The 23,355-nt window shown below is 70.0% G+C and carries 23 protein-coding genes and 2 pseudogenes; 16 read left to right on the forward strand and 9 right to left on the reverse strand.

Annotated features, from left to right (window positions below):
- The first annotated feature begins 28 nt into the window (after positions 1-28).
- Entirely contained in the window at positions 29-772 is a 744-nt protein-coding gene (locus YIM_RS21595) for a hypothetical protein (protein ID WP_228004880.1), read from the forward strand.
- A 447-nt stretch (positions 773-1,219) separates the two neighbouring features.
- Here the strand turns inward: YIM_RS21595 and YIM_RS21600 are convergent, their stop codons facing one another.
- A complete protein-coding gene (locus YIM_RS21600; protein WP_153032071.1) occupies positions 1,220-2,284 on the reverse strand; it encodes a 2-oxoacid:ferredoxin oxidoreductase subunit beta in 1,065 nt (354 codons plus the stop codon).
- Positions 2,281-4,182, reverse strand: a complete 1,902-nt coding sequence (locus YIM_RS21605) for a 2-oxoacid:acceptor oxidoreductase subunit alpha (protein ID WP_153032072.1) — start codon at positions 4,180-4,182, stop codon at positions 2,281-2,283. Before YIM_RS21605 ends, YIM_RS21600 begins: the two co-directional genes overlap by 4 nt.
- Positions 4,183-4,268: 86 nt before the next feature.
- Here YIM_RS21605 and YIM_RS21610 point away from each other — a divergent pair, with 86 nt between their 5' ends.
- Positions 4,269-4,775, forward strand: a complete 507-nt coding sequence (locus YIM_RS21610; protein WP_153032073.1) for an FAD-dependent oxidoreductase — start codon at positions 4,269-4,271, stop codon at positions 4,773-4,775.
- Here the strand turns inward: YIM_RS21610 and YIM_RS21615 are convergent.
- Positions 4,673-5,929, reverse strand: a complete 1,257-nt coding sequence (locus tag YIM_RS21615; protein ID WP_194240235.1) for a cytochrome P450 — start codon at positions 5,927-5,929, stop codon at positions 4,673-4,675. The two genes, YIM_RS21610 and YIM_RS21615, sit on opposite strands and share 103 nt — an antisense overlap.
- A 286-nt stretch (positions 5,930-6,215) precedes the next feature.
- On the opposite strand from YIM_RS21615, the gene YIM_RS21620 reads away from it, so the two are divergent.
- From YIM_RS21620 to YIM_RS21655, 10 genes and pseudogenes are all read left to right on the forward strand, one after another.
- The gene (locus YIM_RS21620) at positions 6,216-7,397 is read left to right on the forward strand and encodes a MaoC family dehydratase N-terminal domain-containing protein (protein WP_228005014.1); all 1,182 of its coding nucleotides are present in this window, start codon (positions 6,216-6,218) and stop codon (positions 7,395-7,397) included.
- A 56-nt stretch (positions 7,398-7,453) separates the two neighbouring features.
- Positions 7,454-7,893, forward strand: a pseudogene (locus YIM_RS50050) (LLM class flavin-dependent oxidoreductase); the annotation flags it as partial.
- 79 nt (positions 7,894-7,972) lie between these two features.
- Positions 7,973-8,050, forward strand: a pseudogene (locus YIM_RS50055) (hypothetical protein); the annotation flags it as partial.
- Between the two features lie 25 nt (positions 8,051-8,075).
- A complete protein-coding gene (locus tag YIM_RS49230) occupies positions 8,076-8,255 on the forward strand; it encodes a hypothetical protein (protein WP_228005118.1) in 180 nt (59 codons plus the stop codon).
- A gap of 62 nt (positions 8,256-8,317) precedes the next feature.
- Positions 8,318-9,196, forward strand: coding sequence for an alpha/beta fold hydrolase (locus YIM_RS21630; protein WP_228005015.1), 879 nt, complete (start codon positions 8,318-8,320; stop codon positions 9,194-9,196).
- Positions 9,197-9,374: 178 nt separating this feature from the next.
- Positions 9,375-10,325 (forward strand): ABC transporter permease, encoded by a 951-nt coding sequence (locus YIM_RS21635; protein ID WP_228004881.1) that lies wholly within the window; start codon positions 9,375-9,377, stop codon positions 10,323-10,325.
- A gap of 5 nt (positions 10,326-10,330) precedes the next feature.
- Positions 10,331-11,224, forward strand: a complete 894-nt coding sequence (locus tag YIM_RS21640) for an ABC transporter permease (RefSeq protein WP_153032077.1) — start codon at positions 10,331-10,333, stop codon at positions 11,222-11,224.
- On the forward strand, positions 11,221-12,264 hold the full coding sequence (locus YIM_RS21645; protein ID WP_153032078.1) for an ABC transporter ATP-binding protein: 1,044 nt from the start codon (positions 11,221-11,223) through the stop codon (positions 12,262-12,264). Before YIM_RS21640 ends, YIM_RS21645 begins: the two co-directional genes overlap by 4 nt.
- On the forward strand, positions 12,261-13,280 hold the full coding sequence (locus tag YIM_RS21650; RefSeq protein ID WP_153032079.1) for an ABC transporter ATP-binding protein: 1,020 nt from the start codon (positions 12,261-12,263) through the stop codon (positions 13,278-13,280). Before YIM_RS21645 ends, YIM_RS21650 begins: the two co-directional genes overlap by 4 nt.
- The gene (locus YIM_RS21655; RefSeq protein WP_153032080.1) at positions 13,277-13,630 is read left to right on the forward strand and encodes a hypothetical protein; all 354 of its coding nucleotides are present in this window, start codon (positions 13,277-13,279) and stop codon (positions 13,628-13,630) included. Before YIM_RS21650 ends, YIM_RS21655 begins: the two co-directional genes overlap by 4 nt.
- Before the next feature lie 66 nt (positions 13,631-13,696).
- Here the strand turns inward: YIM_RS21655 and YIM_RS21660 are convergent, their stop codons facing one another.
- Entirely contained in the window at positions 13,697-14,920 is a 1,224-nt protein-coding gene (locus tag YIM_RS21660; RefSeq protein ID WP_153032081.1) for an acyl-CoA dehydrogenase family protein, read from the reverse strand.
- Positions 14,917-16,026 carry an acyl-CoA dehydrogenase family protein gene (locus tag YIM_RS21665; protein WP_153032082.1) on the reverse strand — a complete coding sequence of 370 codons (1,110 nt, stop codon included), beginning with the start codon at positions 16,024-16,026 and terminating at the stop codon, positions 14,917-14,919. The genes YIM_RS21660 and YIM_RS21665 overlap by 4 nt, the downstream gene beginning before the upstream one ends.
- Positions 16,027-16,154: 128 nt before the next feature.
- Here YIM_RS21665 and YIM_RS21670 point away from each other — a divergent pair, with 128 nt between their 5' ends.
- From YIM_RS21670 to YIM_RS21680, 3 genes are all read left to right on the forward strand, one after another.
- Positions 16,155-16,913, forward strand: coding sequence for an SDR family NAD(P)-dependent oxidoreductase (locus tag YIM_RS21670; protein WP_194240237.1), 759 nt, complete (start codon positions 16,155-16,157; stop codon positions 16,911-16,913).
- 44 nt (positions 16,914-16,957) lie between these two features.
- The gene (locus tag YIM_RS21675) at positions 16,958-17,746 is read left to right on the forward strand and encodes an enoyl-CoA hydratase/isomerase family protein (RefSeq protein WP_194240238.1); all 789 of its coding nucleotides are present in this window, start codon (positions 16,958-16,960) and stop codon (positions 17,744-17,746) included.
- 332 nt (positions 17,747-18,078) lie between these two features.
- Complete coding sequence (locus YIM_RS21680) at positions 18,079-19,071, forward strand: IS481 family transposase (RefSeq protein ID WP_153037154.1); 993 nt, start codon at positions 18,079-18,081, stop codon at positions 19,069-19,071.
- A 139-nt stretch (positions 19,072-19,210) separates the two neighbouring features.
- Here the strand turns inward: YIM_RS21680 and YIM_RS49660 are convergent, their stop codons facing one another.
- Together YIM_RS49660 and YIM_RS49665 are read right to left on the reverse strand one after the other, a co-directional pair.
- Complete coding sequence (locus YIM_RS49660; protein ID WP_255463071.1) at positions 19,211-19,627, reverse strand: enoyl-CoA hydratase-related protein; 417 nt, start codon at positions 19,625-19,627, stop codon at positions 19,211-19,213.
- Positions 19,597-19,938 carry an enoyl-CoA hydratase-related protein gene (locus YIM_RS49665; protein ID WP_370469004.1) on the reverse strand — a complete coding sequence of 114 codons (342 nt, stop codon included), beginning with the start codon at positions 19,936-19,938 and terminating at the stop codon, positions 19,597-19,599. Before YIM_RS49665 ends, YIM_RS49660 begins: the two co-directional genes overlap by 31 nt.
- Positions 19,939-19,988: 50 nt before the next feature.
- Here YIM_RS49665 and YIM_RS21690 point away from each other — a divergent pair, with 50 nt between their 5' ends.
- Positions 19,989-20,768, forward strand: a complete 780-nt coding sequence (locus YIM_RS21690; RefSeq protein WP_194240240.1) for an SDR family oxidoreductase — start codon at positions 19,989-19,991, stop codon at positions 20,766-20,768.
- 41 nt (positions 20,769-20,809) lie between these two features.
- Here the strand turns inward: YIM_RS21690 and YIM_RS21695 are convergent, their stop codons facing one another.
- Positions 20,810-21,952, reverse strand: a complete 1,143-nt coding sequence (locus YIM_RS21695) for a hypothetical protein (RefSeq protein WP_153032086.1) — start codon at positions 21,950-21,952, stop codon at positions 20,810-20,812.
- Positions 21,953-21,981: 29 nt separating this feature from the next.
- Positions 21,982-23,259, reverse strand: a complete 1,278-nt coding sequence (locus YIM_RS21700) for a phenylacetate--CoA ligase family protein (RefSeq protein WP_153032087.1) — start codon at positions 23,257-23,259, stop codon at positions 21,982-21,984.
- Between the last annotated feature and the right edge of the window lie 96 nt (positions 23,260-23,355).

The following is a 23,355-nucleotide window of genomic DNA, read 5'->3' on the forward strand; positions in this document are numbered from 1 at the left end:
GCGGTCGTGGTCTCGGCATGATCCGGCGTTGGCCGAGGTCGCCGATCACGCTGGTCTCGTCGCGGTCTTGGCCAGCCGAGACTATCCCCGCCAGGACGAGGTGCTGTTCACGTTGCTGCGGCGGGCGGCCACGCTCGGGGACGAGGGGATCGTGGCGTCGAAGATCGTGGTCGACGCGATGATCCCCGCGGTCCCGGGCATTGTCGGCCGGGTGATTCGGGCGGGCCGGGCGGCGTTGGCGACTGGTGGGCCGCGGCGGGGTGTGACTGGTGGTGGGGTGTCGGCGGCGGAGGAGAACGCTGATCTGCAGGCGATGGTGATCGGGTACCTGTGGGAGCAGGTCCGGTGCTATCCGCTGCGGCGGCCGCACCATGTGGCGATCAACCTGGTGTATGAGACTCAGCGGGCCGCGTTGCGGGAGCTTGGGGTGCACGAGGGGCAGCCGGCTGTCGAGGTGGGCAGTGTCGACGATGACGCCTTCCATGCTGAGGTCGTGCAGCGCCTGGCGGAGCCGGATGCGTCGGTGGAGGTGCTGGAGTTGCTGGCGTGGGCGGTGGAGCAGAAGCGGCTGGATGGGCAGGCCGCGGCGATTCTGATCGCCCGCTATTTCGGTCACGAGATCGGCCGCGACGGGGTGGCGACCGACCGGCAGCTCGCGTCGCTGCTCAGGGTGAGCCAGCCGACTGCGCACCGGTACCGGCACCGCGCGCAGGCGCAGCTCGCGGCGGCTGCGGAGGAGTTCCCGGGGTTGGAGCGCTGGCGCGAGGGCTGAATCAAATCCCGTCGGAACTGGGCATGTCTGCCTGTACCGAACGATGGGAGTAGCCGTGACCGGATCTGGCGCCGTGTTGGAACCCGGCGAGGAAACCGTGGCCCGAGCGTGTATCCGGGCGCGGCAGCTGGGGGAGCGGTTGAGTACCAGGTTGATCGACCGGGAGTTGTGCTGGGAGTTGCAGCGCTTCCTGGAGCTGGCGTTCCGGGCGTGTGATGCGCTGGAGCGGCTGGCTTGCCGTCCGGTCTGGCGCGGTGTTGGCTGCGGATCCGGTGTGGACGACGGATCGGCTTCGTGTACGACGCTGTCCTTGAGGGTAACGACGTCTGCCTCGTGTTCGAACTGCCGGATCAGTCGCATTCGCCGGTAATCTCGTAGAGGTCTTCGGCCTGCTGCGCGGTGTGGTCCGGGGTCTCGGTGACCGGAAGCGAAGTCATGGCCATCCTCTCAGGTGACGGTCCAGGTGTCCCTGCCGCGCAGGAGCCCCTGCAGGTCCGGCTTGCGGGCCGCGCGGGCCTCCTCGACCTGGGCGCGGGCGCCGTCGTCGTACGTCGGGCGCTCGACCTGGCGGAGGATGCCCGTCGGGACGTGGTTGAGGTTCTGGTCGCCCAGGCGCGAGAGCGCGAACGCGTAGGACGTGTCCGCGATCGACGGGTCGTGCACGACGAGGTTGTCTTCGCCGATGTCGGCGACCTTGGCGACGCCCAGGCCGCCCCAGTCGCCGCGCTTGACGCCGAGCTCCTGGTTCGGGCCGAAGCGGATCGGCTCGCCCGCGCGCAGCGGGATCAGGCGCGTCGCGGCCTCGTCCTTGTCCTTGAGGACGTCGAACGCGCCGTCGTTGAAGATCGGGCAGTTCTGGTAGATCTCGACCAGCGCCGACCCGCGGTGCTTCGCGGCGGCCTCCAGCACTTCGGTCAGGCCCTTGCGGTCCGAGTCGAGTGCGCGGCCCACGAACGACGCCTCGGCGCCGATCGCCAGCGAGAGCGGGTTGAACGGGGTGTCGACCGAGCCCATCGGGGTGGACTTGGTGACCATGCCCTGCCCGGACGTCGGCGAGTACTGGCCCTTGGTGAGCCCGTAGATCCGGTTGTTGAACAGCAGGATCTTGATGTTGACGTTGCGCCGCAACGCGTGGATCAGGTGGTTGCCGCCGATGGACAGCGCGTCGCCGTCACCGGTGACGACCCATACCGACAGGTCCGGTCGCGTGGTGGCGAGCCCGGTCGCGATCGACGGCGCGCGGCCGTGGATCGAGTGCATGCCGTAGGTGTTGAGGTAGTACGGGAATCGCGACGAGCAGCCGATGCCCGAGATGAACACGATGTTCTCGCGTTTGAGGCCCAGTGTCGGCAGGAACGACTGGACCGCGTTGAGGACGACGTAGTCGCCGCAGCCGGGACACCAGCGGACTTCCTGGTCGGACTTGTAGTCCTTGGCCTTCTGCGGCTCGTCGGTCGACGGCACGAGGTCCAGGCCGCCGAGGTTGGGTTTCCCCAGATCAATTGCGGTCATCGTGCCGCCTCCGTAGCAACGCCGGTGATGATCTCCGAGAACAGGTCCTGCAGCTCTTCGGCCTTGAACGCCATCCCGGCGACCTTGGTGTGCGAGTGCACGTCCACCAGGTACTTCGCCCGCAGCAGCAGCGCGAGCTGGCCCAGGTTCATCTCCGGCACCACGACCTTGTCGTAGCCGCGCAGGATGTCACCGAGGTTGGCGGGCAGCGGGTTGAGGTGGCGCAGGTGCGCCTGCGCGATCGGCAGGCCGAGCTTGCGTACCCGGCGGCACGCGGCCCCGATCGGGCCGTAGGACGAGCCCCAGCCCAGGGCCAGCACGCGCGCCTTGCCGCCGGACGGGTCGTCGACCACGACGTCCGGGACGTCGATGCCGTCGACCTTCGCCTGCCGCAGCCGGACCATCTTCTCGTGGTTGGCCGGGTCGTAGGAGATGTGGCCGGTCTTGTCGGCCTTCTCCAGCCCGCCGATGCGGTGCTGCAGCGCGGGGGTGCCCGGGATGGCCCACGCGCGGGCGAGGGTCTCGGGGTCGCGGACGTACGGCCAGAACTCGCCGGAGTCGTTGTCGGCGTTGGGTTCCTGCGCGAACTCGACCCGCAGGTCCGGCAGCGTTTCGACGTCCGGGATCAGCCACGGCTCGGAGCCGTTCGCGATCGCGCCGTCCGACAGCAGCAGCACCGGCGTGCGGTACTTCAGCGCGATCCGCGTCGCCTCGACGGCCGCATCGAAGCAGTCCGCCGGGGACAGCGGCGCGATGATCGGGACCGGCGATTCACCGTTGCGGCCGAACATCGCCTGCAGCAGGTCGGCCTGCTCGGTCTTGGTCGGCAGGCCGGTCGACGGGCCGCCGCGCTGCACGTCGATGACGACCAGCGGAAGCTCCACCATCACGCCGAGGCCGACGGCTTCGGACTTCAGCGCGACACCCGGCCCGGACGTCGAGGTGACGCCGAGCGCGCCGCCGTAGGACGCGCCGAGCGCGGCGCCGATGCCGGCGATCTCGTCCTCGGCCTGGAAGGTGATGATGCCGAAGTGCTTGTGCTTGGACAGCGCGTGGAGGATGTCCGACGCCGGGGTGATCGGGTACGTGCCGAGCAGGATCTGCAGCCCCGAGCGCTGCCCGGCGGCCACGATCCCGTAGGCGAGCGCTGTGTTGCCGGTGATCTGCCGGTAGGTGCCCTGGGCCAGCTTCGCCGGCGCGACCTGGAACGTCGTCGCGAACGACTCGGTGGTCTCGCCGTAGTTCCAGCCCGCGCGGAAAGCCAGGATGTTGGCCTCGGCAATGTCCGGCTTCTTGGCGAACTTCTCGCGCAGGAACCGCTCGGTGCCCTCGGTCGGCCGGTGGTACATCCACGACAGCAGGCCGAGCGCGAACATGTTCTTGCAGCGCTCGGCGTCCTTCTTGCCGAGGCCGGTGTCGGCGAGCGCGCCCTGGGTCAGGGTCGACATGGCGACCCGGTGCACCTGGTAGGGCGCGAGCGTGTCGTCGTCCAGCGGGTCCGTCGCGTAGCCGACCTTGGTCAGGTTGCGCTTGATGAACTCGTCGGTGTTGAGGATGATCGTGCCGCCGTGCGGGACGTCGCCGAGGTTCGCCTTCAGCGCGGCCGGGTTCATCGCCACCAGCACGTCCGGCCGGTCGCCGGGGGTGAGGATGTCGTAGTCGGCGAAGTGCACCTGGAAGCTCGAGACGCCGGGGATGGTGCCCTGTGGCGCGCGGATCTCCGCGGGGAAGTTCGGCATCGTCGAGAGGTCGTTGCCGAACGCGGCGGCCTCGGACGTGAAGCGGTCGCCGGTCAGCTGCATGCCGTCACCGGAGTCGCCCGCGAACCGGATGACCACCCGGTCCAGCTTGCTGACCTCGGTCGGCCGGCGCACACCGTTGTGGTTGGTCGTACTCATGGGGCAGAGAATCCCTCTCTCCGGGCAGACAGGTGTCCCGCGAGGCGCGGTGGAGCCGTTGACTCGAAAGCGGTGCTGACCGGCGGGTGGACGACACGTCCTACCGGACGGACTGGGAGGATCTGCGCGTCGAGCTGGCCCTCGGCCGTCGCGCCACCGGGATCGCCGATGGCGAACTGCTGACCGATCAAGGTGCCCTCGAATTCGACGTGCTGCTCATCGCGACCGGTGCGCGGCCCCGGCTCCTGTCGCGCGCTTGCAGCGGAGACCGGGCGATGGCGTTGCGCACGATCGACCAGGCGCGCGACCTGCGTGCCCGGCTGGGTGAGGGTGTGCGCCTGGTGATCATCGGCGCCGGCTGGATCGGCGCCGAAGTGCCAGCCCAGTCGCGCCCGGTAGTCCGGATGAACCAGGACGGCGCGCCCTCGGAATCCGGCCGGCGTCGGGCTTTCGCCACCCGGTCCTGGTTCATGGCATCGACCTTCTTGGTTCAGGACGCCGACTGCGGCGTGAACACCAAGGGCAGCACCCTCGGCTGGACTTTGCTCTGGCCGCCGACGTATTCGATGTCCTGGCCTTCGGGCAGCCGGTAGTCCGGGATGGTCGCGTTGAACTCCTCCAGCGCCACCTTCAGCTGTAACCGGGCCAGCGGGGCCCCGAGGCAGCGGTGGATGCCGGTGCCGAAGGTGAGGTTGCTGCCGGCGTCGCGGCCGAAGTCGACCTCGCCCGGGTCGGGGAAGGCCTCCGGGTCATGGTTGGCCCCGCCGGTGTGCACCAGGATCCGGTCGCCGGTCTTGAGTTGCACGCCGGCGATCTCGACGTCATGGGCGACATCGCGGACGTTGTGGTGGAAGCCGTGGACGCGGATCAGCTCCTCGGCCGCGGCGGGGATCGACGACGGATCGTCGATCAGGCGCTGCCGGTGGCCGGGGTGCTTGGCGAGGAACGCCATCGAGTAGGCGATCATGGATCCGGTGGAGTCCGTGCCGGCGAAGAACAGCAGCGAGGCGATGCTCAGGATCTCGTCGTCGATGAGCGGGCGGCCCTCCATCTCGGCCTCGACGAGGAAGCTGATGATGTCGTCACCGGTCCGCTCGCGCCGCTGCTCGATGACCTCGCTGATGATGCTTTCGATCTTCTCGACGACGCTGCGGCGAAACTCCAGCCCGGCCTCGCGACCCTGCGTGCGCCGGATGTGCTCGGCGCCGAAGACCAGGTCGTTGGACAGCTGGTTGAACCCCGGGAAGTTCTCCTTCGGCAGGCCCAGCAGAAGGCAGTAGGTCGCCGCGGGCAGCGGGAGGGCGAAGTCACTCATGAACTCGCACTCACCCCGCGGGGAGATTTCGGCCAGCCGCTCGTGGGCGGTCTCCCGGATGATCGGCTCCAGGGCCTTCAACCGCCGGGGCGAGAACATGGTCATCAGCACCTTGCGGTACTTGTGGTGCTCGGGAGGGTTCAGCCGGAGCGGGATGTGGGTGCGCCCGGTCCAGTTGGGGGTGATCGTGCCCCACTGCGGGAAGGACTCGTGGTCCTGCATGGCCTGCTTGATGTCCGCGTAGCGCGTGAACACCCAGAAACCGCCCCCGAAGGGCGTGTAAAAGACACGCTTGTCCCGGAACGCGTCCAGTGCGGCCGGGGGGAACGCCATGACCTCGGGCCCGTTCTGGGGGTCGTAGTCCACGACGAGGCCGGGTGGGACGTGCGAGGGAATTGACGTGGTCTCCGACGTCGCCTGCGAGGTCGTCACTGGTGTCGCTCCCTTTCTCGGCTGGACTGTCCGCCACGCCACACACTGCCGTGGGCAGTGCACCGCCACTGCGGTAATGAGGATACTGATAAGGGAGGCAAAACTCCAGTGGTCTCCCATATGTCATCACCCTGCGGAGAGCGCCTCTTCTCCGACTGTCACCATAAAGGATACTCTTTAAGATACGAGTATCGACATTGCGAGGTTGCCTGTGACAACGACGAAGTCCGAGTCCTTCGGCCGGATCACCGATGAGGCCATCGAGAGGTTCCGGAGCAAGCTCGACGTGCCCTACGGCCGGCCAAAGCCCCCGCACAACCTGGAGGCGCACGCCGACACGATCAGGCACTTCGCCTGGGCCTGCGGCGACGACAACCCCTTATACAACGACCCGTCGTACGGCGATTCCGCGCGCTGGGGCGGCATGATCGCACCCCCGCTCTACCTGCTGACCATGGGCGAGGACGAGGTGGGACCCCTGCCTGCCGACGTGCGCGCGCGCTCCAAGGGCGCGCTGGCGGGTGTCCACCTCTTCAACTCCGGCACCGAGATCCAGTTCTACCGGCCGATCCGGCCCGGTGACCGTATCGCCGAGACCGTTCGCCTGGTCGACCTCCAGGAGAAGGAGTCGCGGTTCGGCGGCGGCAAGAGCGTGATCAGCTATAACGAGCACACCTACCAGAATCGGGAGACCCGCGAGGTCTACGCCAGCAGGGTGAGCTGGTACGTCCACACCGAACGGGAGTCCTCGCGCAAGGCCAACCGGGAAGGCGTGATCCAGCCGCCGTCCTACGACACCGAGCAGCTCGAGGAGATCACGGCGCAGGTGCTGGCGGAAAGGCCGCGCGGCGCCGACCCGCGGTGGTGGGAGGACGTCGCCTTGGGCGATGTCGTCGGTCCGCTGCACAAGGGGCCGCTGACGCTCAGCGACGTCGTCTGCTTCCACGTCGGCCTCGGCACGGGCGGCGACTACGGCTGGGGCCCCCTGCGCCTGGCGGCCAAGCGCCGTCAGGAGATGCCGGGCTTCTACACGCGCAACGCCTACGGCGCCTGGGACGTAGTGCAGCGGGTGCACTGGGACGAGGAATGGGCCCGGTCGATCGGCGCCCAGCGGCCCTATGACTACGGCCAGACCCGGCAGATGTGGCTGGCTCACCTGCTGACCGACTGGATGGGCGACGACGGCTGGCTGGCGAAGCTGCGGCTGGAGTTGCGCCGGTTCAACTACATCGGTGATCTCTCCACTGTTCGTGGCACGGTCGTCGAGAAGCCGCAGCCCGGCGTGGTGCGGATCGCGCTGTCGATCGTCAACCAGGACGAGGTGGAGACCACCACGGGCGAGGCCACGGTGCTCCTGCCAACCCGCGAGCAACCCCAGCCGGAACTGCCCGTGTCGCCGGCGGTGCCGGAGAGCGTCGCGCGTGCCCAGCGTGAGCGCGGCCGCCCGGCCGACGGCAAACGCCCGTGAAGCCGGCCGCACCGCGGGTCCAGCTGGGCATCACCCTCGGCCGCCTCGACCCGGCGGTGTGGGAAGGGGCGGCCGTCCTCGCCGAGGCGCTCGGCTTCGAGTCGGTCTGGATGTCGGACCATCTCGCGGTCCCATACCGGCTCGACGGACAGCTGGCAGGCGCCAGGGCGGAGGACAAGCTGGCCCCGACGACACCGCTGTTCGACCCGCCGAGCTATCTGTCCTTCCTCGCCGGCCGGACCAGCCGGGTCAAGCTGGGGACGCTCGTCTACCTGCTCGGGCTGCGGCATCCGTTCGTGAGCGCGCGCGGATTCGCCACCTCGACCAGGTGTCGCGGGGCCGGGCGCTCGTCGGTGTCGGCGCGGGTTGGCTGCGCAGCGAATTCGAGGTCGCCGGCGTCGACCCCGCCGCCCGCGGCCGCTTGCTCGACGAGGCGATCGGCGTGGTCCGCCGGTTGTGGACCGAGGAGGCCGTCGCCTCCGACGGTCCCTTCTTCCCCTTCGAGGCGGTGGGCTTCGAGCCCAAGCCGACGCGGCCGGTGCCCGATCCTGGTCGGGGGCGAATCGCGCCGGGCTCTGGCGCGTGCGGCCGAGTACGGCGACGGCTGGCTGGGGATGAGCCACGACCCGGTGTCGGCGCGGGCCCGGGCCGAGGAACTCCGGGAGTTGCGGGCACGCGGTGGCCGGGCTGCCGGGCCGTTCACGATCACCGTGCTCGCCCGGGATCCCGGCCCCCGGCGAGCTGGACGCCTACGCCCAGGCCGGGGTCGACCGGGTGATCGTGACGCCCTGGCGCTCGTCGCGGACCGCCGAGGAGGATCTGCGTGCCTACGCTGCGCACGTGGCTCTCGGTGGCTGACGCCAGCCAGATTCGACTGGGGATACTCTTTGCGGGACATGTGCCGGACCGGAGGTGACCCCGTGGAAACGCCCGAGTGGTTCCGGGACGCGCTCGCGACCCCGTGCTCGACCTATGAGGTGGAATCCGGGGGCGCCCGCATCGCGGTGCGCGCCTGGGGACCCGAGGATGCGCCCGGCGTCGTCCTCGTGCACGGTGGGGCGGCGCATTCGCGGTGGTGGGACCACATCGCGCCGATGCTGGGTGCGGAGTACCGCATCATCGCGGTCGACCTGTCCGGGCACGGCGACAGCGGCCGCCGCCCCGCCTACGAACTCTCGTGCTGGGCGCGCGAGGTCGTGGACGCGGTGGCGGCCGCGCGGATGGCGCCGCGCCCGGTCGTCGTCGGCCACAGCATGGGCGGCTGGGTTGCGCTGACGGTCGGCGCCGAGCACGACGGGGCGGTCGGCGGAGTCGTCGTGATCGATTCGCCCGTGCGCGAGCGCAGTCCCGAGGAGGTCGCGGCCGCGAGCAGGCGGGCCTTCGGTCCGCTGCGGACCTATGCGGATCGCGAAGGCGCGCTCGCCCGGTTTCACACCGTGCCGGAGCAGGAGGGCAACCTGCCGTTCGTGATGCGGCACGTCGCGGCCTGCTCGCTCCGGGACACCGGCCGGGGCTGGACCTGGAAGTTCGATCCCGCGATCTTCGCCCAGTCGCGCCCCCGGCCGGAGATGCTCGGCAGGGTCGTGTCGCGGGTCGCGCTGCTGCGTGCCGAGCGCGGCCTGGTCACCCCCGAGATCGGTGCCCAGATGTACGAGCTGCTGGGGCGTGCGGCGCCGGTGATCGAGCTGCCGCTCGCCGGTCACCACCCGATGCTCGACCAGCCCCTTTCACTGATCACGGCGATCCGCACGTTGTGCGCGGACTGGGAGCACTCGGCGCCTCGGCTCCGGTGCGTCTGATCCGATCGGGGAGCAGGATCACGGTTGGTGACGATCCAGCCGTGCCTCTTGCCTGAACTCCAGCCAATAGAGGACACTCATTCCGGAAACAGCGTGGTTTCACGGAAGGAACAACGGTGCTGCCGATGACGAAGGGTCGCGACCCTGACCGGCGAGGCCGCCGGACGGGAGTGTCGCGATGATCCGATTTGTCGCGTGGCGCGTGGCCGGGATGGTGCCGATCATCCTGCTTGTCACATTCATTTCGTTCATGCTGCTCGAGCTGGTCCCGGGCGACCCCGCCCGCGTGATCGCGGGTGACTTCGCGACGCCGGACCAGATCGAGGCTACGCGAGTCGAGCTCGGACTGGACCGCAATGTGGTCGTGCGGTACTTCATCTATCTCGGCGAGATTGTCACCGGATCGTTCGGCCGGTCGGTCGTGCTCCAGCCCGGCCGCGGCGCGATGGAGCTGATCCTGCAGGCACTGCCGGTGACGCTCTCGCTCACGGTCGTCGCGCTGGTGATCGCGGTGATCATCGCCGTGCCACTGGGTGTGGCCGCCGCTCTGCGCCGTGGCACCTGGGTCGACCACCTGCTGACCGGGCTCACTTCGCTGTCGCTAGCACTGCCCCCGTTCGTCATCGGACCGCTGCTCGTGACGGTCCTGGCCGTCGCGTACAAGTTGTTCCCCGCGGTCGGTTACCAGCCGCTGTCCCAGGGGTTCGCGGTGTGGCTGAGTTACCTGTTCCTGCCGGCGTTGGCGATCGCCGTCAACCCGATCGCCGAGATCGCCAGGCAGATCCGCGGATCGCTGATCGACGTGCTGGACCAGAGCTACATCCGCACCGCGACCGCCAAGGGGCTCACCACGACCCGGGTCATCGGCAAGCACGCGCTCAAGAACGCGGCCATCCCGGCGGTCACCGTGCTTGGCCTGCAAGTCACCCGCGTCATCGGTGGCACCGTCGTGGTCGAGATCGTGTTCGCGATGCCCGGGATCGGCGCGCTCGCGGTGAACTCCGTTCTCGCCGGCGACTTCCCCGTGGTGCAGGCGCTCGTGCTCTTCAGCGCCCTCGCCGTGCTCGCCACGAACCTCCTGGTCGATTTGACCTACGGCTACTTCGACCCGCGTCTGCGAAAGGGCTGACCGCGATGACCGCCACGATCGACCCGGTCCGGGCCACGGAGGCCCCGCCGCCCGGCAGGCGGCGGCGTTTCCGCACCGCCCGGATGCTGCTCTCCGAACGCCGCACCCGCGTGGTGCTGGTGCTCCTGATCGTCTTGGTGCTGGCAGCGGCTCTGGGGCCGCTGCTGATGCCGTACGGTCAGAACGAGCAAGATCTGACGAACCGGCTCCAGACGCCGGGCGGCGGCCATCTGCTGGGCACCGACAGCCTGGGCCGCGACATCTTGACGCTCGTGTTCGCGGGCACCCGGCTGAGCCTGCTCGCCGGGCTTCTCGCGGTAGGGACCGCCGTCGTGCTGGGGGTGCCGGCCGGGTTGCTCGCCGGCTACCGGGGCGGTGCGTTCGGCGCGATCAGCAACACCGTCTCCGACACGCTGCTCAGCCTCCCCCCGCTGATCCTCGCGCTGGCCATCGTGGGCGCCTACGGCGGCGGTGTGGTCCCGGCGATGCTGGCGGTCGGTGTCACGCTGGCGCCGCGGTTCTACCGCGTCACCCGCGGCGTCGGGGCTTCGGTGTCCAAGGACAGCTTCGTCGAGGCCGCCCGGTCCATCGGGTGCACTACGCCGCGGATCCTCGGCAGGCACGTCTTCGCCAACGCGGTGGCACCGATCCTGGTCCAGGTGACGTTCTCGATCGGCCTGGCGATCATCGCCGAGGCGAGCCTGAGCTTCCTGGGTCTGGGCGCCCAGCCGCCGGCGGTCAGCCTGGGCACGATGGCCCGCGACGCCTTCACCCACATCCGGGAGCTCGCGTTCCCGATCTTCCCGCCCTGCACCGTCATCGCAGTGATCGTGTTCCTGTTCTCGTCCCTCGGCGACGGTCTGCGGGACGCCATCGTCTCGGGAGGCCGGCGGTCATGACCCTGGTCCAGGAACCAGCCGCCGGCACGACGACGGCGCTGCTGGCCGTGCGCGACCTCTCGGTCGGGATCCGCCGGGGCCGCACCTTGGTCCCGATCCTCGACTCCGTCAGTTTCACGGTGCGCGCCGGCGAGATGGTCGGTCTGGTCGGCGAGTCCGGCTCGGGCAAGACGGTGAGCTCACTGGCCGCGATGGGGCTCCTCCCACGTCCCATCGAGGTGTCGGGCGGGTCCATCGAGTTCGAGGGGCGGGACCTGCTGACGATGGACCGTAAGGACGTCCGGGGACTGCGGGGCGCCGAGCTTTCGATGATCTTCCAGGACGCGCTGCGCTGCCTCAATCCCGCCTTCACGATCGGCGACCAGATCGCCGAACCGCTGCGGGTGCACCGTGGCATGAGCCGAGCACAGGCACACGCTCGCGCCGTCGAGCTGCTCGAGCTCGTGGAGATCCCGCGGGCCGCCGAGCGTGCGCGAGCCTATCCCCACCAGCTCAGTGGGGGGATGTGCCAGCGCGTGATGATCGCCATCGCGCTCGCGTGTTCGCCGAAGCTGCTGATCGCCGACGAGCCCACCACCGCGCTGGACGTCACCGTCCAGAAGCAGGTGCTCCGGCTCCTGGACCGAATTCAGCGGGAAATGGACCTGGCCGTCCTGTTCATCACCCACGACCTCGGCGTCGTCGCCGAGATCTGCCACCGCACCGCAGTGATGTACGCCGGGCAGATCGTCGAGGAGGGCCCCACTGAGGAGCTCTTCCGGCGGCCGCGCCACCCGTACACACACGGGCTGATCTCCTCGATCCCGCTGGGCGGTGAGGAGGCCCGCCGGTTCGGCACGATCCCGGGCACGGTGCCCAAGGCGGGGCACTGGCCCGCGGGGTGCCACTTCTCCACGCGGTGCCCGCACGTGCAGGCGGGCCGGTGCGATACGGCACCGGTCCCGCTGGACGTGGTCGAGTCCGCGGGGTTCGCCGCTCCGGTTCCCCATCGGGCTCGCTGTGTCCGGGCCAGGGAACTCACACTGGAGGGAGTCGTATGAGCGAGACCGTGCTGACCGCCACCGATCTCACGAAGACCTACACGGGCGGCCGGTTCGGACGGCGGCAGACCGTACACGCTGTGCGCGGCGTCGACTTCACGGTCGGCAAGGGGGAGACCGTCGCCGTCGTCGGGGAGTCCGGTGCGGGCAAGTCGACCGTCGGCAGGCTGGTCCTGCGCCTCATCGAGCCGGACCGGGGCAGTGTCGTCTTCGAGGACGTCGACGTGCGCAGGCTGTCCCGGCGCGACCTTCGCCGGATGAGGCCGCGGATGCAGATGGTCTTCCAGGACCCGTTCTCCTCGCTCGACCCGACGATGACGATCGCCGACTCCGTCGTGGAACCGTTGCTCGTGCACGGCGGCACCACCGCGGCGCAGCGCCAGGCCCGGGCGGCGGATCTCCTCGTCCGGGTCGGCCTGGACCTCGAGTTCGGCGAGCGCCTCCCGCGCGAGCTCTCGGGCGGGCAGCTCCAGCGGGTGGCCATCGCCCGCGCGATCTCCACGAACCCGTCCCTGATCGTGTGCGACGAGCCGGTCGCCGCGCTAGACCTGTCCATCCGGGGCCAGATCCTCAACCTGCTCGTCGGCCTGCAGGCGGAGACGGGCGTGTCCTACCTGTTCATCTCGCACGATCTGTCGGTGGTCGAGCACTTCGCCCACCGGGTGGCGGTCATGTACGCCGGTCGGGTCGTCGAGAGCGGCCCGACACGCGAGGTCTTCGACTCGCCCCGCCACCCGTACACGAAGGCGCTGCTCGCCGCGGTGCCGCGCCCGGACTTCGGACCGCGCGACGGGGACGCCGACACGCTGGTCAAGGGTGAACGGCTGCAGGAGGCGCAGATCGGCACCGGCTGCGCCTACCGGAACCGCTGCCCGGCGGCGATGGTCGTGTGTGAGACGTCGAACCCGGCTCTGGCGGCGGGTGACCACCGGGTCGCATGCCACCTCGCCGGTGAGGAGGCGCCGAGCCCGTCACACGGGGTTCTGCGGCCGTCGAACCAGCGGAGGGCCGGATGACGGAGGCGATCGAGGATTACCCGTGCGACCTGCTGGTCGGTGCGGGGATCGCGGGCCTGCCGCGGCCCGAGTCGTACGAGGTCCTGCTGGCCGGCAACCCGGACGCGGACCCGGAGCTGGGGCGGTCGACGGGCGCCGCGCTCTCCGCGGGCATGTCGGGTTTCTACGGGCACGTCATGGCGTACCCGCTGTCGAAACCCTTGCTGCCGGGCGATTTCCCGCGGCTGGCGCAGTCCTTCCACAGCGCGTGGGGCATCATGCTCGGCCCCGACGGCCGGCGGTTCACCGACGAGTCGCTCGGCCACTACCGCAATTCCCAGGCGGCGACGGCCGCCTTGCCGCCCGGCTGAGCGGCACCGGGTGCACGACGAAGGGCTCGGCGCCGGCAGGCTCCGAGCCCCTTCGGTCGTCCTGGATCAGCTGCGCTGGGTCAGCCAGGGGTCGCGCGGCATGCCCAGTACCCGTTCGGCGATGACGTTGTGCTGGATCTCGCTGGTTCCGCCGGCGATCGTCGACGCCCGCGAACGCAGGTAGCCGAACACCCACTTGCCGCGATCGGGCGCGAGGCTGGAACCGCGGTCGAGCAGGCCGGCCGCTCCCGAGAGGTCCATCGCGAGCTCGTGGAGCTGCTTTTCCTGCTCCTGCCCGAACGCCTTCATGATCGCACCTTCCGGCCCGGGCTCGCCCGAGGACTGGACGCTGGCGATGTTGCGCAGACCGTGCAACCGGATGAGCTCGCTGGCGATCCACTTGCGCGCCAGCGCGCTGCGCACCTCGGGACGATCGGCCGGGCGCTTGCCGAGCGCGCTGGTGCGGCGGGCGAGATCGATGACCTTGTCCAAAGTCCGGCGGAACCCGATCTGCGAGGCCAGAAACTGCGTGTAGCGCTCATGGTTGAGGGTGGTGCGGGTGACGCCCCAGCCGCCGTGCAACGGCCCCACGACGTGGGACAGGGGGATCCGCACGGAGTCGAGGAAGACGTCGTTGATGTCGTGCTCGCGGCAGATCCGCTCGATGGGGCGCACAGTGACCCCAGGGGCGTCCATCGGGATGAGGACGAACGACAGGCCCTCGTGCTTGGGCGCGTCCGGATCGGTGCGCACGAGCGCGAACATCCACTGTGAGTAGTGGCCGCCGGTGTTCCACGTCTTCTGACCGTCGATGACGATCTCGTCGCCCTCGATCCGGCCTCGCGTGCGCAGCCCGGCGAGGTCGGAGCCCGCTCCGGGCTCGGAGAAGCCTTCGCACCAGATCTCCTCGGCGAAGAGCATCGGCCGCAGGAAGCGCTCCCGCTGCCAGTCGGTGCCGTGGCGGATGATGGTCGGCCCGCACAGGTTGAGACCGATGTGGCCGAGCGGGCGCGGCACGCCTCGCCGGGCGAGCTCGGCGTGGTAGGCGATTTGCTGGTCCATGGTCGCGCCGCGGCCGCCGAACTCGGCGGGCCAGTGGATCGCTATCCAGCGGTCGGCGGCCATGCGGCGCTGGAGGTCGCGGATGAACTCGCGGCGGGGTTCCGCGCCCTTCGGCAGCCGGAACGCGGGGGTACCCCAGCCCGCCGGGAGGTTGGCGTCGAGCCACGCGGACAGTTCCGCGACGAACTGGCCGGTGCTCTGGGCGGACGTGCCGGTCACCTCGGTCATCGGGTCGCTCCTGTGGGGATGGGCTCGTCGAGCAGCGCCGCCGCGATCACGTCGAGGTGCTCGGCCGTGTCGCCGTAGAGGAGCTGCCCGGACTTGGCGCGGCGCAGGTAGAGGTGGATGTCGTGCTCGAAGGTGCAGCCGATGCCGCCGTGGATCTGCAGTGCGTCGGCCGCGACCTCGGTCGCGCTTTCCGACGCGACGGCCATCGCCATCGCCACGTACAGGGCGGCGTCCTCGCCGCCGGAGAGTTTCCAAGCGGCCCCGTAGCAGGCCGACCGCGCGTTCTCGACCAGGACGAGCATGTCGGCCAGCTTGTGCTTGATCGCCTGGAAGGCGCCGATGGGGTGGCCGAACTGGTGTCGCGTCAGGGCGTACTCGGCGGCGATCCGCAGCGCTCGTTCCGCGACGCCGGTGGACTCGGCGGCCACGATCAGGGTGGCCAGCGCGCTCGCCGCGGAGATCGCTTCGTCCGCGTCGTGCAGCAGCACCGGGACGGCGGGAGCGCGGGAGAAACCGACCTGTGCCAGGCCCGCGGTCGGGTCGATCGCGGGCAACGTCGTCGTGGTGACTCCCGGCGCGTCGAGCTCGACCGCGAGCACGGCCGGCGTGCCGCCCGTCGTGTGGGCGACGACCAGCAGGGTCTGCGTCCAGGCGCCGCCCGGGACGATCGCGATTTCCCCGTCGGCCGTCCAGCCCTCGTCTCCGGCGGCCGCCTTCACCTCGACCCCGGCGCCGGTGGCGGCCGGGAGCGCCGCGACAGTGATCCGGCCTTCGATGACCTGCTCCAGCAGCTGCGCGGCGGCGGGTTCGGAACCGCGGGACAGCAGCGACGTGGCCGCGGCGATGCCACTGAACGGGACGGGCGCGACGGCCCGGCCGAGTTCCTCCGCAACCAGCATCTGCTCGATCGCGGTGGAGGTCATCTCGTACTGCGGGAGGTCGAGGCCGAGCGCGCCGAGGCCTACGTCGTTCAGTGCCGCCCACAGCGCTTGCGCCTGCGCCGGTGCCTCCGCCGTGAAGGCGCTGCGCGGTGCGGCCCGTGCCGCGAGCAGGCGACGCACGCTCTGCTGCAGCCCGACCTGCTCAGCGGTGAGTTGGAATTCCATCTACCCTCCGTATAAAGGATACTAAATAAGTGAGATGCTGGCTATCGTAGAGCGAAGTTCCCGGTTAAGGCGAGAGGATGGCGCAGATGAGCACCTCGGCAGCGGCGCAAGATGATACTCTTTTCGCTGTGGTCGAAGGAGTGTCGGAGCGGCCCGTGGCCGTGGTGACCGCGGCGGGCGGCCCGATGGGGGCAGCGATCGCGCGGCGCCTCGCGCCCACTCACGCACTCGTCCTCAACGACCGGTCGGCTGACCGGCTCGGCACCACGGCGGAGGCGCTGTGCGCCGGCGGTGCCGCCGTCGTCACCGTCGTCGGCGACGTGTCGGATCGCGCCACCGCGGTTGCTCTCCGCGAGAATGCGGTCGCTCGGTGGGGCAGGCTCGACGCCCTGGTGAACGTCGCCGGCGGGGTCAAGGGCCCGTTGAACCAGCCCATCCTGGACATCACCGATGACCAGTGGTCCCGCACGCTCGACATCAACCTCACGTCGGCGTTTCGGTGCCTGCAGGAGGCCGCGCGCGTCATGGCGGATGCCGGTGCCGGCCGGATCGTCAACATCGGCTCGACGTCGTGGGCGGGCTCGCCCGACCGTGCCCACTACGCGGCGGCGAAGTCCGGGCTGGTGGCGCTGACTCGGTCGGCGGCCACGCAGCTGGGCCGGCACGGGATCACCGTGAACGTGATCGTGCTCGGCGCGACGACCACGACCGTCGTGGACCGGCGGGACGGGAGCTGGGTGCAGGACTGGACGGCGCACAACCCCCTCGGGCGCCCGAACACCGTGGACGACGTCGCGGACGCGGTGGAGTTCCTGCTCGGGCCGGGCAGCCGGAACATCAGCGGCCAGGCGCTCACCGTCGCCGGCGGGCTCAACCCGTCGCTGTGACCCGCGGCGCACCCGTGATCCTCAGATCGGAGTACACAATGGACTTGACCGGTCCCTGGGAGACCCTCGACGTCGAGGTGGACAAGGAAGGCGTCGTCGTGGTCCGGCTCAACCGGCCCGACCGCATGAACGCCATCTCGCCGGACATGCTGGAGGAGCTGGCCCGTTTCTGGCCCGCCTTCGACGCCGCCCCGGACACGCGCGTCGCGGTGGTCACCGGCGCGGGGGAGCGGGCGTTCTGCTCCGGGGCCGATGTCGGCACGGTCGCCGACCGATCCCGGGCCCGGACCGGGATCTTCGAGCGGGAGAACCGCTTCACGCCGCTGCAGAACCAGGTCCGCAAGCCGTCGATCTGCGCGGTCAACGGTGTGTGCGCGGGAGGTGGGCTGCACTTCGTCGCGGACACCGACTTCACGATCGCCGCCGATTCCGCCACGTTCCTCGACCCCCACGTCTCCGTGGGCCAGGTCAGCGCGATCGAGACGATCGTGCTCTCGCGTCGTGTGCCGCACCAGGCCGTGATGCGGATGATGTTGCTGGGGCGGTCGGAGCGGATCGACGCCCGGCGCGCCCTCGAGATGGGTCTGGTGACGGAGATCGTCCCAGCCGCCGATCTCCAGGAGCGCGCGCTGGAGCTGGCGCGGGCGGTCGCGGCGGGGTCGCCCGCGGCGATCGCGGCGAGCAGGCAGGTGGTGTGGGACGCGCTGGACCGTCCGCTGCACGACGCGCTGCGGATCGCCTGGCCGATCCTGCGCGCTCATGGCGACCACCACCCGGACGCGCAGGAGGGTCCGAAGGCCTTCTTCGAGAAGCGTCCGCCGAAGTGGGCCTGACGGGCCGGGAGCCCGTTCGCTGAGTGTCCCTTGATCAGGTGAAGCCGGCGCATAGTCCTCAGGAAAGCGCCTGCTGGACACCTCGATCGACACCGGCGCCGGCGCGGTGCACCAGCTGGTTCCCGCTTGCGGCAAGGGATGGCCGGCCAGCCGGGCTTCGCCAAGGCTGTGCTCGCGGCCCACTGAGAGGGTTCCGTGGTCGCGCAGCGCTAGGTGTACTGCCCTGGGAGGTTGCGAACGTGGGGACACGTAGTCGGATGATCTTGGAATGAGGGAGGACCTCCGGGTTTGGTGTGGATCACCACAATCTGCACCACGCCACGGAGGTCCTCGTGTCACACCGTAATGCCCCGCTGAGTCCGACTGGCAGACTGCGGCTGGCCCGTTGTGTCGTGGACGATGAATGGCCGTTGCGGCGGGCCGCTGAGCGGTTCCAGGTTTCGGTGTCCACCGCGCAGCGCTGGGCCGGCCGGTACCGCGCCGAGGGCGAGGCGGGCATGACCGACCGCTCCAGCCGCCCGCATCACTGTCCGCGCCGCACCCCGACACGCACCGAACGGCGGATCGTCAAGGTTCGGGTGCTGCGGCGGTGGGGACCAGCGCGGATCGCGTTCTTCCTGCGACTGGTGCCCTCCACCGTGCATCGTGTGCTGGTCCGGTTCGGCCTGGCCCGCCTGGCCCATCTCGACCGGGCCACCGGCCACCCGATACGCCGCTACGAGCGCGCCACCCCCGGCGAGCTGGTGCATGTGGATATCAAGAAGCTGGGCAACATCCCCGAGGGCGGCGGGCACCGGGCCGTCGGCCGTCAAGCGGGACAGCGTCACCGCACCCGCACCCCGGGCAAGACCCTGGACGCAGGCGGCAACAGCCACGTCGGCTACAGCTATCTGCACAACGCCGTCGACGATCACTCCCGGCTCGTCTACAGCGAAATCCTGCCCGACGAGAAGAAGGACACCGCGGTCGCGTTCTGGCAGCGCGCTCAGACCTTCTTCGCCGCCCACGGGATCACCGTCGAACGGGTCCTGACCGACAACGGGGCCTGCTACAAATCCCGCCACTGGCGCGACACCCTCACCACCGCAGGCATCACCCACAAACGCACCCGCCCCTACCGACCCCAGACCAACGGCACAGTCGAACGCTTCAACCGCACCCTGCTCGACGAATGGGCCTACGCACGCCCCTACCAATCAGAAACCGAACGCCGCAAAGCCCTACCCCAGTGGCTCCACACCTACAATCACCACCGCGGCCACACCGCACTCGGCGGCCACCCACCCGCCAGCCGCGTTCCCAACCTCCCAGGTCAGTACAGCTAGGTCGTGCACCTGTCGTCGCTCGAGAGCACCGCCCCAGACATCCCACGAAGTCGATCCTGCACTGGCCGGGGCGCCAAGGGCGGTAGCCGGCAGACCGCTGCGGAGCGATGTCACCCGGTCGCGCTGGAGCGTCGCCGGGTCAGGAACGAGCGAGCCCCCACCCCGGAAATCGGGGCTCGCCTTGACCGCGGCGTAGGCCTCCTGGGTGAGCTCCCAGGCGGCATCCTCCGCCAGGCCCGCCGACTCGTCGATGACCCGCTTGCTCTGGCGGACCGACTCCGGGGCGTTGGCAGCGATCCGTTCGGCGATCGCCACGGCGGTCTCGAGCGCTTTGCCGGGGTCGGGTCAGCTCGTTCACCAGCCCCAGCTGGTGCGCCCGCTCTGCCGCGATCGGCTCTCCGGTCAGCGCCAGCTGCATCGCGACCTTCCGGCCGAGCACCGAGGCGCTGCGGTAGAGTCCGCCCTCCGCGGCGAGTACGGCTCGGCGTACCTCGGGCAGCCCGAACCGAACGTCCCGCGCGGCCATCACGATGTCGCACGCCAGAGCCAGCTCCATCCCGCCGCCGAGCGCGTGGCCCTCCACCGCGGCGATGAGGGGCTTGGCGCGGCGGCGCCGGGTGAGTCCGGCGAACTCGTTGTCGTCCACGACCTGTCGCCGGCGAGAGGTGTCCGGAGATCGGCCCCCGAGCAGGAGGTGCCACCGGCGCCGGTCAGCACCCCGGCCTGGAGGCCGGGCGCGGACTCCAGGCAGTCGAGTGCGGCGCGCATGCCCGCCAGGACCGTGCGGTCGACGGCGTTGTGGACATGGGGACGGTCGATCGTGATGAGCAGAACCCTGCCGATCGTGCGCGTTGTCACCGATGACACGAACTAAGTATACTCATTTGTCGCTCTCGATGGCCAAGGAGGTCCAGCTCATGCGGAGCCGTCGCGTGCTCGTCACAGGATGTTCGAGCGGGGTGGGGCGCGCGAGCGCGATCCAGCTCGCGACCCGTGGGCACGAGGTGATCGCCACCGCGCGCAGGATCGAGTCGATCGTCGACCTCGGCGTCGCGCTCGCCGTCGAACTCGACGTCACGGACGCGGATTCGGTCGCCGCCGTCGCGGACAAGGTCGGCCCGGTGGACGTCCTCGTCAACAACGCCGGGCGGGGCCTGCGCGCGCCGGTAGAGCTCGTCGGCGACGAGGCGCTCCGCACTCTGTGGGAGACCAACGTGCTCGGCCCCTTGCGGACCGTACGGGCGTTCCTCCCCGCGATGCGTGAGCGGGGCGCGGGCCGCATCGTCAACATCTCGTCGGTGGCCGGGCGCCGCGCGATGCCGCTGACGGGTCACTACGCGGCGAGCAAGCACGCGCTGGAGGCACTGAGCGAGTCGTTGCGGTTCGAGGTGCGCGATTTCGGAATCGACGTCGTGCTGGTCGAACCCGGCGCGGTGACATCCGGCTTCGGAGCGAACCGGCTGGCCGCCGACGTCGACCCCGGGCCCTACGCCGGGGTGGTCGCGCGGGCGGCGGCGCAACCCAAGGCCACTGCCCCGGCGCAGACCTGCGAAGAGGTCGCCGAGGTGGTGGTGCGCGCGGTGGAAGCGGAGCGGGTGCCGTTGCGGATGCCCACGTCGGCGGCTGTCGCCGGCATGATCCGGGAGCGCACGGGGCGATCGGACGAGGAGTTCGAGGAGTGGGCCACCCGCGGGTGACCAGGGGCCGGTCCGGCCGCACACCGGACCGGCCCAGCCGGTCAGCCTTCGAGAGGTTCGACGACGAAGATCGAACCGTCCGGCTCGTGGTACTCGCCGGTGGAGTAGCTCTTCCGGGAGGAGGCGGCAACCAGGCGGTTCCCGGCGAACACCAGCGTCGTGCTGCCGCCCTGGACGCCGTCGACGAACACGTGCTCGGTGCCGTCCGGCGCGATGCGGATGATGCGCGCGTCGTAGGGCAGCGGCTTGGCGTTGAGTTCGTTGATCGACGCGTGCAGCAGGTTCGTCGAGCCTTCGTCGACGGTGAACATGTGCCCGGCGTACGGGCCGAACCCCTCGGGCGCGACCGGCCCCGCCCGCCACTGGACGCCGGTGACCGGGTGCACCGAGCGGTCGTTGTCGTCGATTCGCCAGTACTGCAGGTCGGTCTTGGCCTCGCCGTGCTCGAGGTAGGTCGTCGCACGCGTCGCGATGATCACCTCGCCCGCGACGTCCTTCCACTGTGAGTGGTCGGGCGCGACGAACGTCAGGAACGGCATCATGGGCCGCTCCACCAGCGGCGGGGCCATCACCAGGTACGGCTCGGCGTTGCCGTCGGGATCGATGCGGTACACGACGCAGTTGACCAGCGACTGGCAGAACAGGTAGCCCTCGTGGGGGCTCCCCTTGGGGCCAAAGGTCCCGGTCATGCCCGCGCCGGGAACGCCGTCGCCGACCCGTCCGTGGTGGGGCAGGTCCGCGAACGCGTGCGGGATCCCGTCGGCGGGGTGCATACGGTAGAGCCGGTGTCCCTTGTGGGCCCCGACGCGCCCGGACTCGGCCTGGGCGATGAAGAACAGGTGCCCGCCCCAGCCTCCGAACCATGGCGGCGCCTGCTCCGGCCGCAGAGGGGCGGTCACACCGTGCATCCCCGGCGGCGAGATCGTCTCGAGGCGGTCGTCGGCGGTGAACCGGTAGATGGCGCCGTGGCCGGCCGTCGGGTCGAACCCGCGCTCGGGCTGCCCGCCGATGTCACTCAGGACGACCGCGCCGTCCGCCGTGACGAAGCGCAATTGGGGATCGTACAGCCATTCCCCGACCCCGATGGTCTCCCGGACGCGGTAACGCTCGTCGTGGACCTCGGCGCGGAACTCGCAGTCGGCACGTAGCTGGGAGAAGTCCTCGGTGACCGATGTGGTGCTCAACGTGTGCCCTTCCTTCGCGTGGTGACCGGTCAGCTCGCGACCCGGCGCGGCTTGAACGTCGAGCGCGGGAGGCTGCCCACAGGCACCGACACGGCCTTCACCGGTACTCCGAGGTTCTCCCGCAGGATCCCTTCGACCCGTCGCGCCGACTGCTCGTCCTCGGTCTCCACCTTGAGCTGGATCTCGCTGCCCTGCCCGGGGTGCAACTGGAACTCGGGCGAGCCGTGCGGGAACAGCGCCAGCTGGATGTCGATCGGCAGCACCATCTTCCCGCCGACCTCGGCGCGGTCCGCGCCGCGGCCGAGGAACGTGTACCGCTGGCCGGTTTCGCCGCACGGGCAGGGCTCATCGGTGGCCGCCACGATGTCCTCGACGTCGTAGCGGAGGTAGAACGCGTCGAGGTCGTAGGAGTTGATCACCAGGTGCCCGCGCTCGCCCGTGGGCACCTCCTTGCCGGTCACCGGGTCGACGACCTGGATCCAGTGGTGTCCCATCGGGACGTGCATCCCGGTGTGGAAGCGGCAGTCGTTGATGGAGTAGCCCGGGATCTCCGACGCGCCGGTGATGTTGTGCAGCCGGACGCCGTAGGTCTGCTCGAACTGCCGCCGTGGCTCGTCGAACTGGTAGAGGGCCTCGACGATCAGCAGGGACGCCTCGTTGAACAACTTGCGCAGGTCGAGGCCCTGCTTTGTGGCGGCGCTTTCGTAGATCTGCACCTGGGAGCCGGTCAGCATGAAGCCTGTGGGCGAGAGCAGCTGCCACAGGTCGAGGTGCATCTCGATGTCCTTGTCGCTGCTGGGCAGTCCGCAGGGGATCTCCATGATCCCGAGCTTCAGGAAGTCGCGCCCGGCCAGCACGCCGGTGGAGTAGAGGCCGGTCGGCCAGCTGTGCGCGAACCTCCCGCCGGGACGCATCCCGGCCCGCCAGAGGTACTGCAGCCGCACGTCGATGGCCACCGCCATGTCGCGTTCGGTCCACAGTACGAGCCACGGTTTGCCCGTGGTCCCGGTCGAGGTGCCCACGCGTCGCGCCTGTTCCGGCTGCACGGACCGGTGGGTGCCGAACGGCGGGTTGGCCTGCACGTCCGCCCGCAGGCCGTTCTTGGTGGTGCGCGGGATCTCGTCCAGCGGGGGCAGCTCACCGGGTTCCAGGCCCGCCTTGCGGTAGCGGTTGCTGTAGTAGGGGTTGCTCCAGACCCGGCCCCACTCACCCTGCAGTCCGGCGAACGCCCGCCGGCGGTTCTCCTCCGGAGCCAGGGTCTGGGCTTCGGGGGTGTACAGCTCGCGGTCCTCGCTTCGTTCGGTCACCCGTGGTCCTCCTCGACTGTGGCTTGACCGTCGTACATTTTGAGGATACTAATTAGCGATCGGAGCTGAAAGCAATGCTCATACGGGAGGAGCGGT

Origin of the sequence: Amycolatopsis sp. YIM 10 (genome assembly GCF_009429145.1) — a bacterium.
Taxonomy (GTDB): domain Bacteria; phylum Actinomycetota; class Actinomycetes; order Mycobacteriales; family Pseudonocardiaceae; genus Amycolatopsis.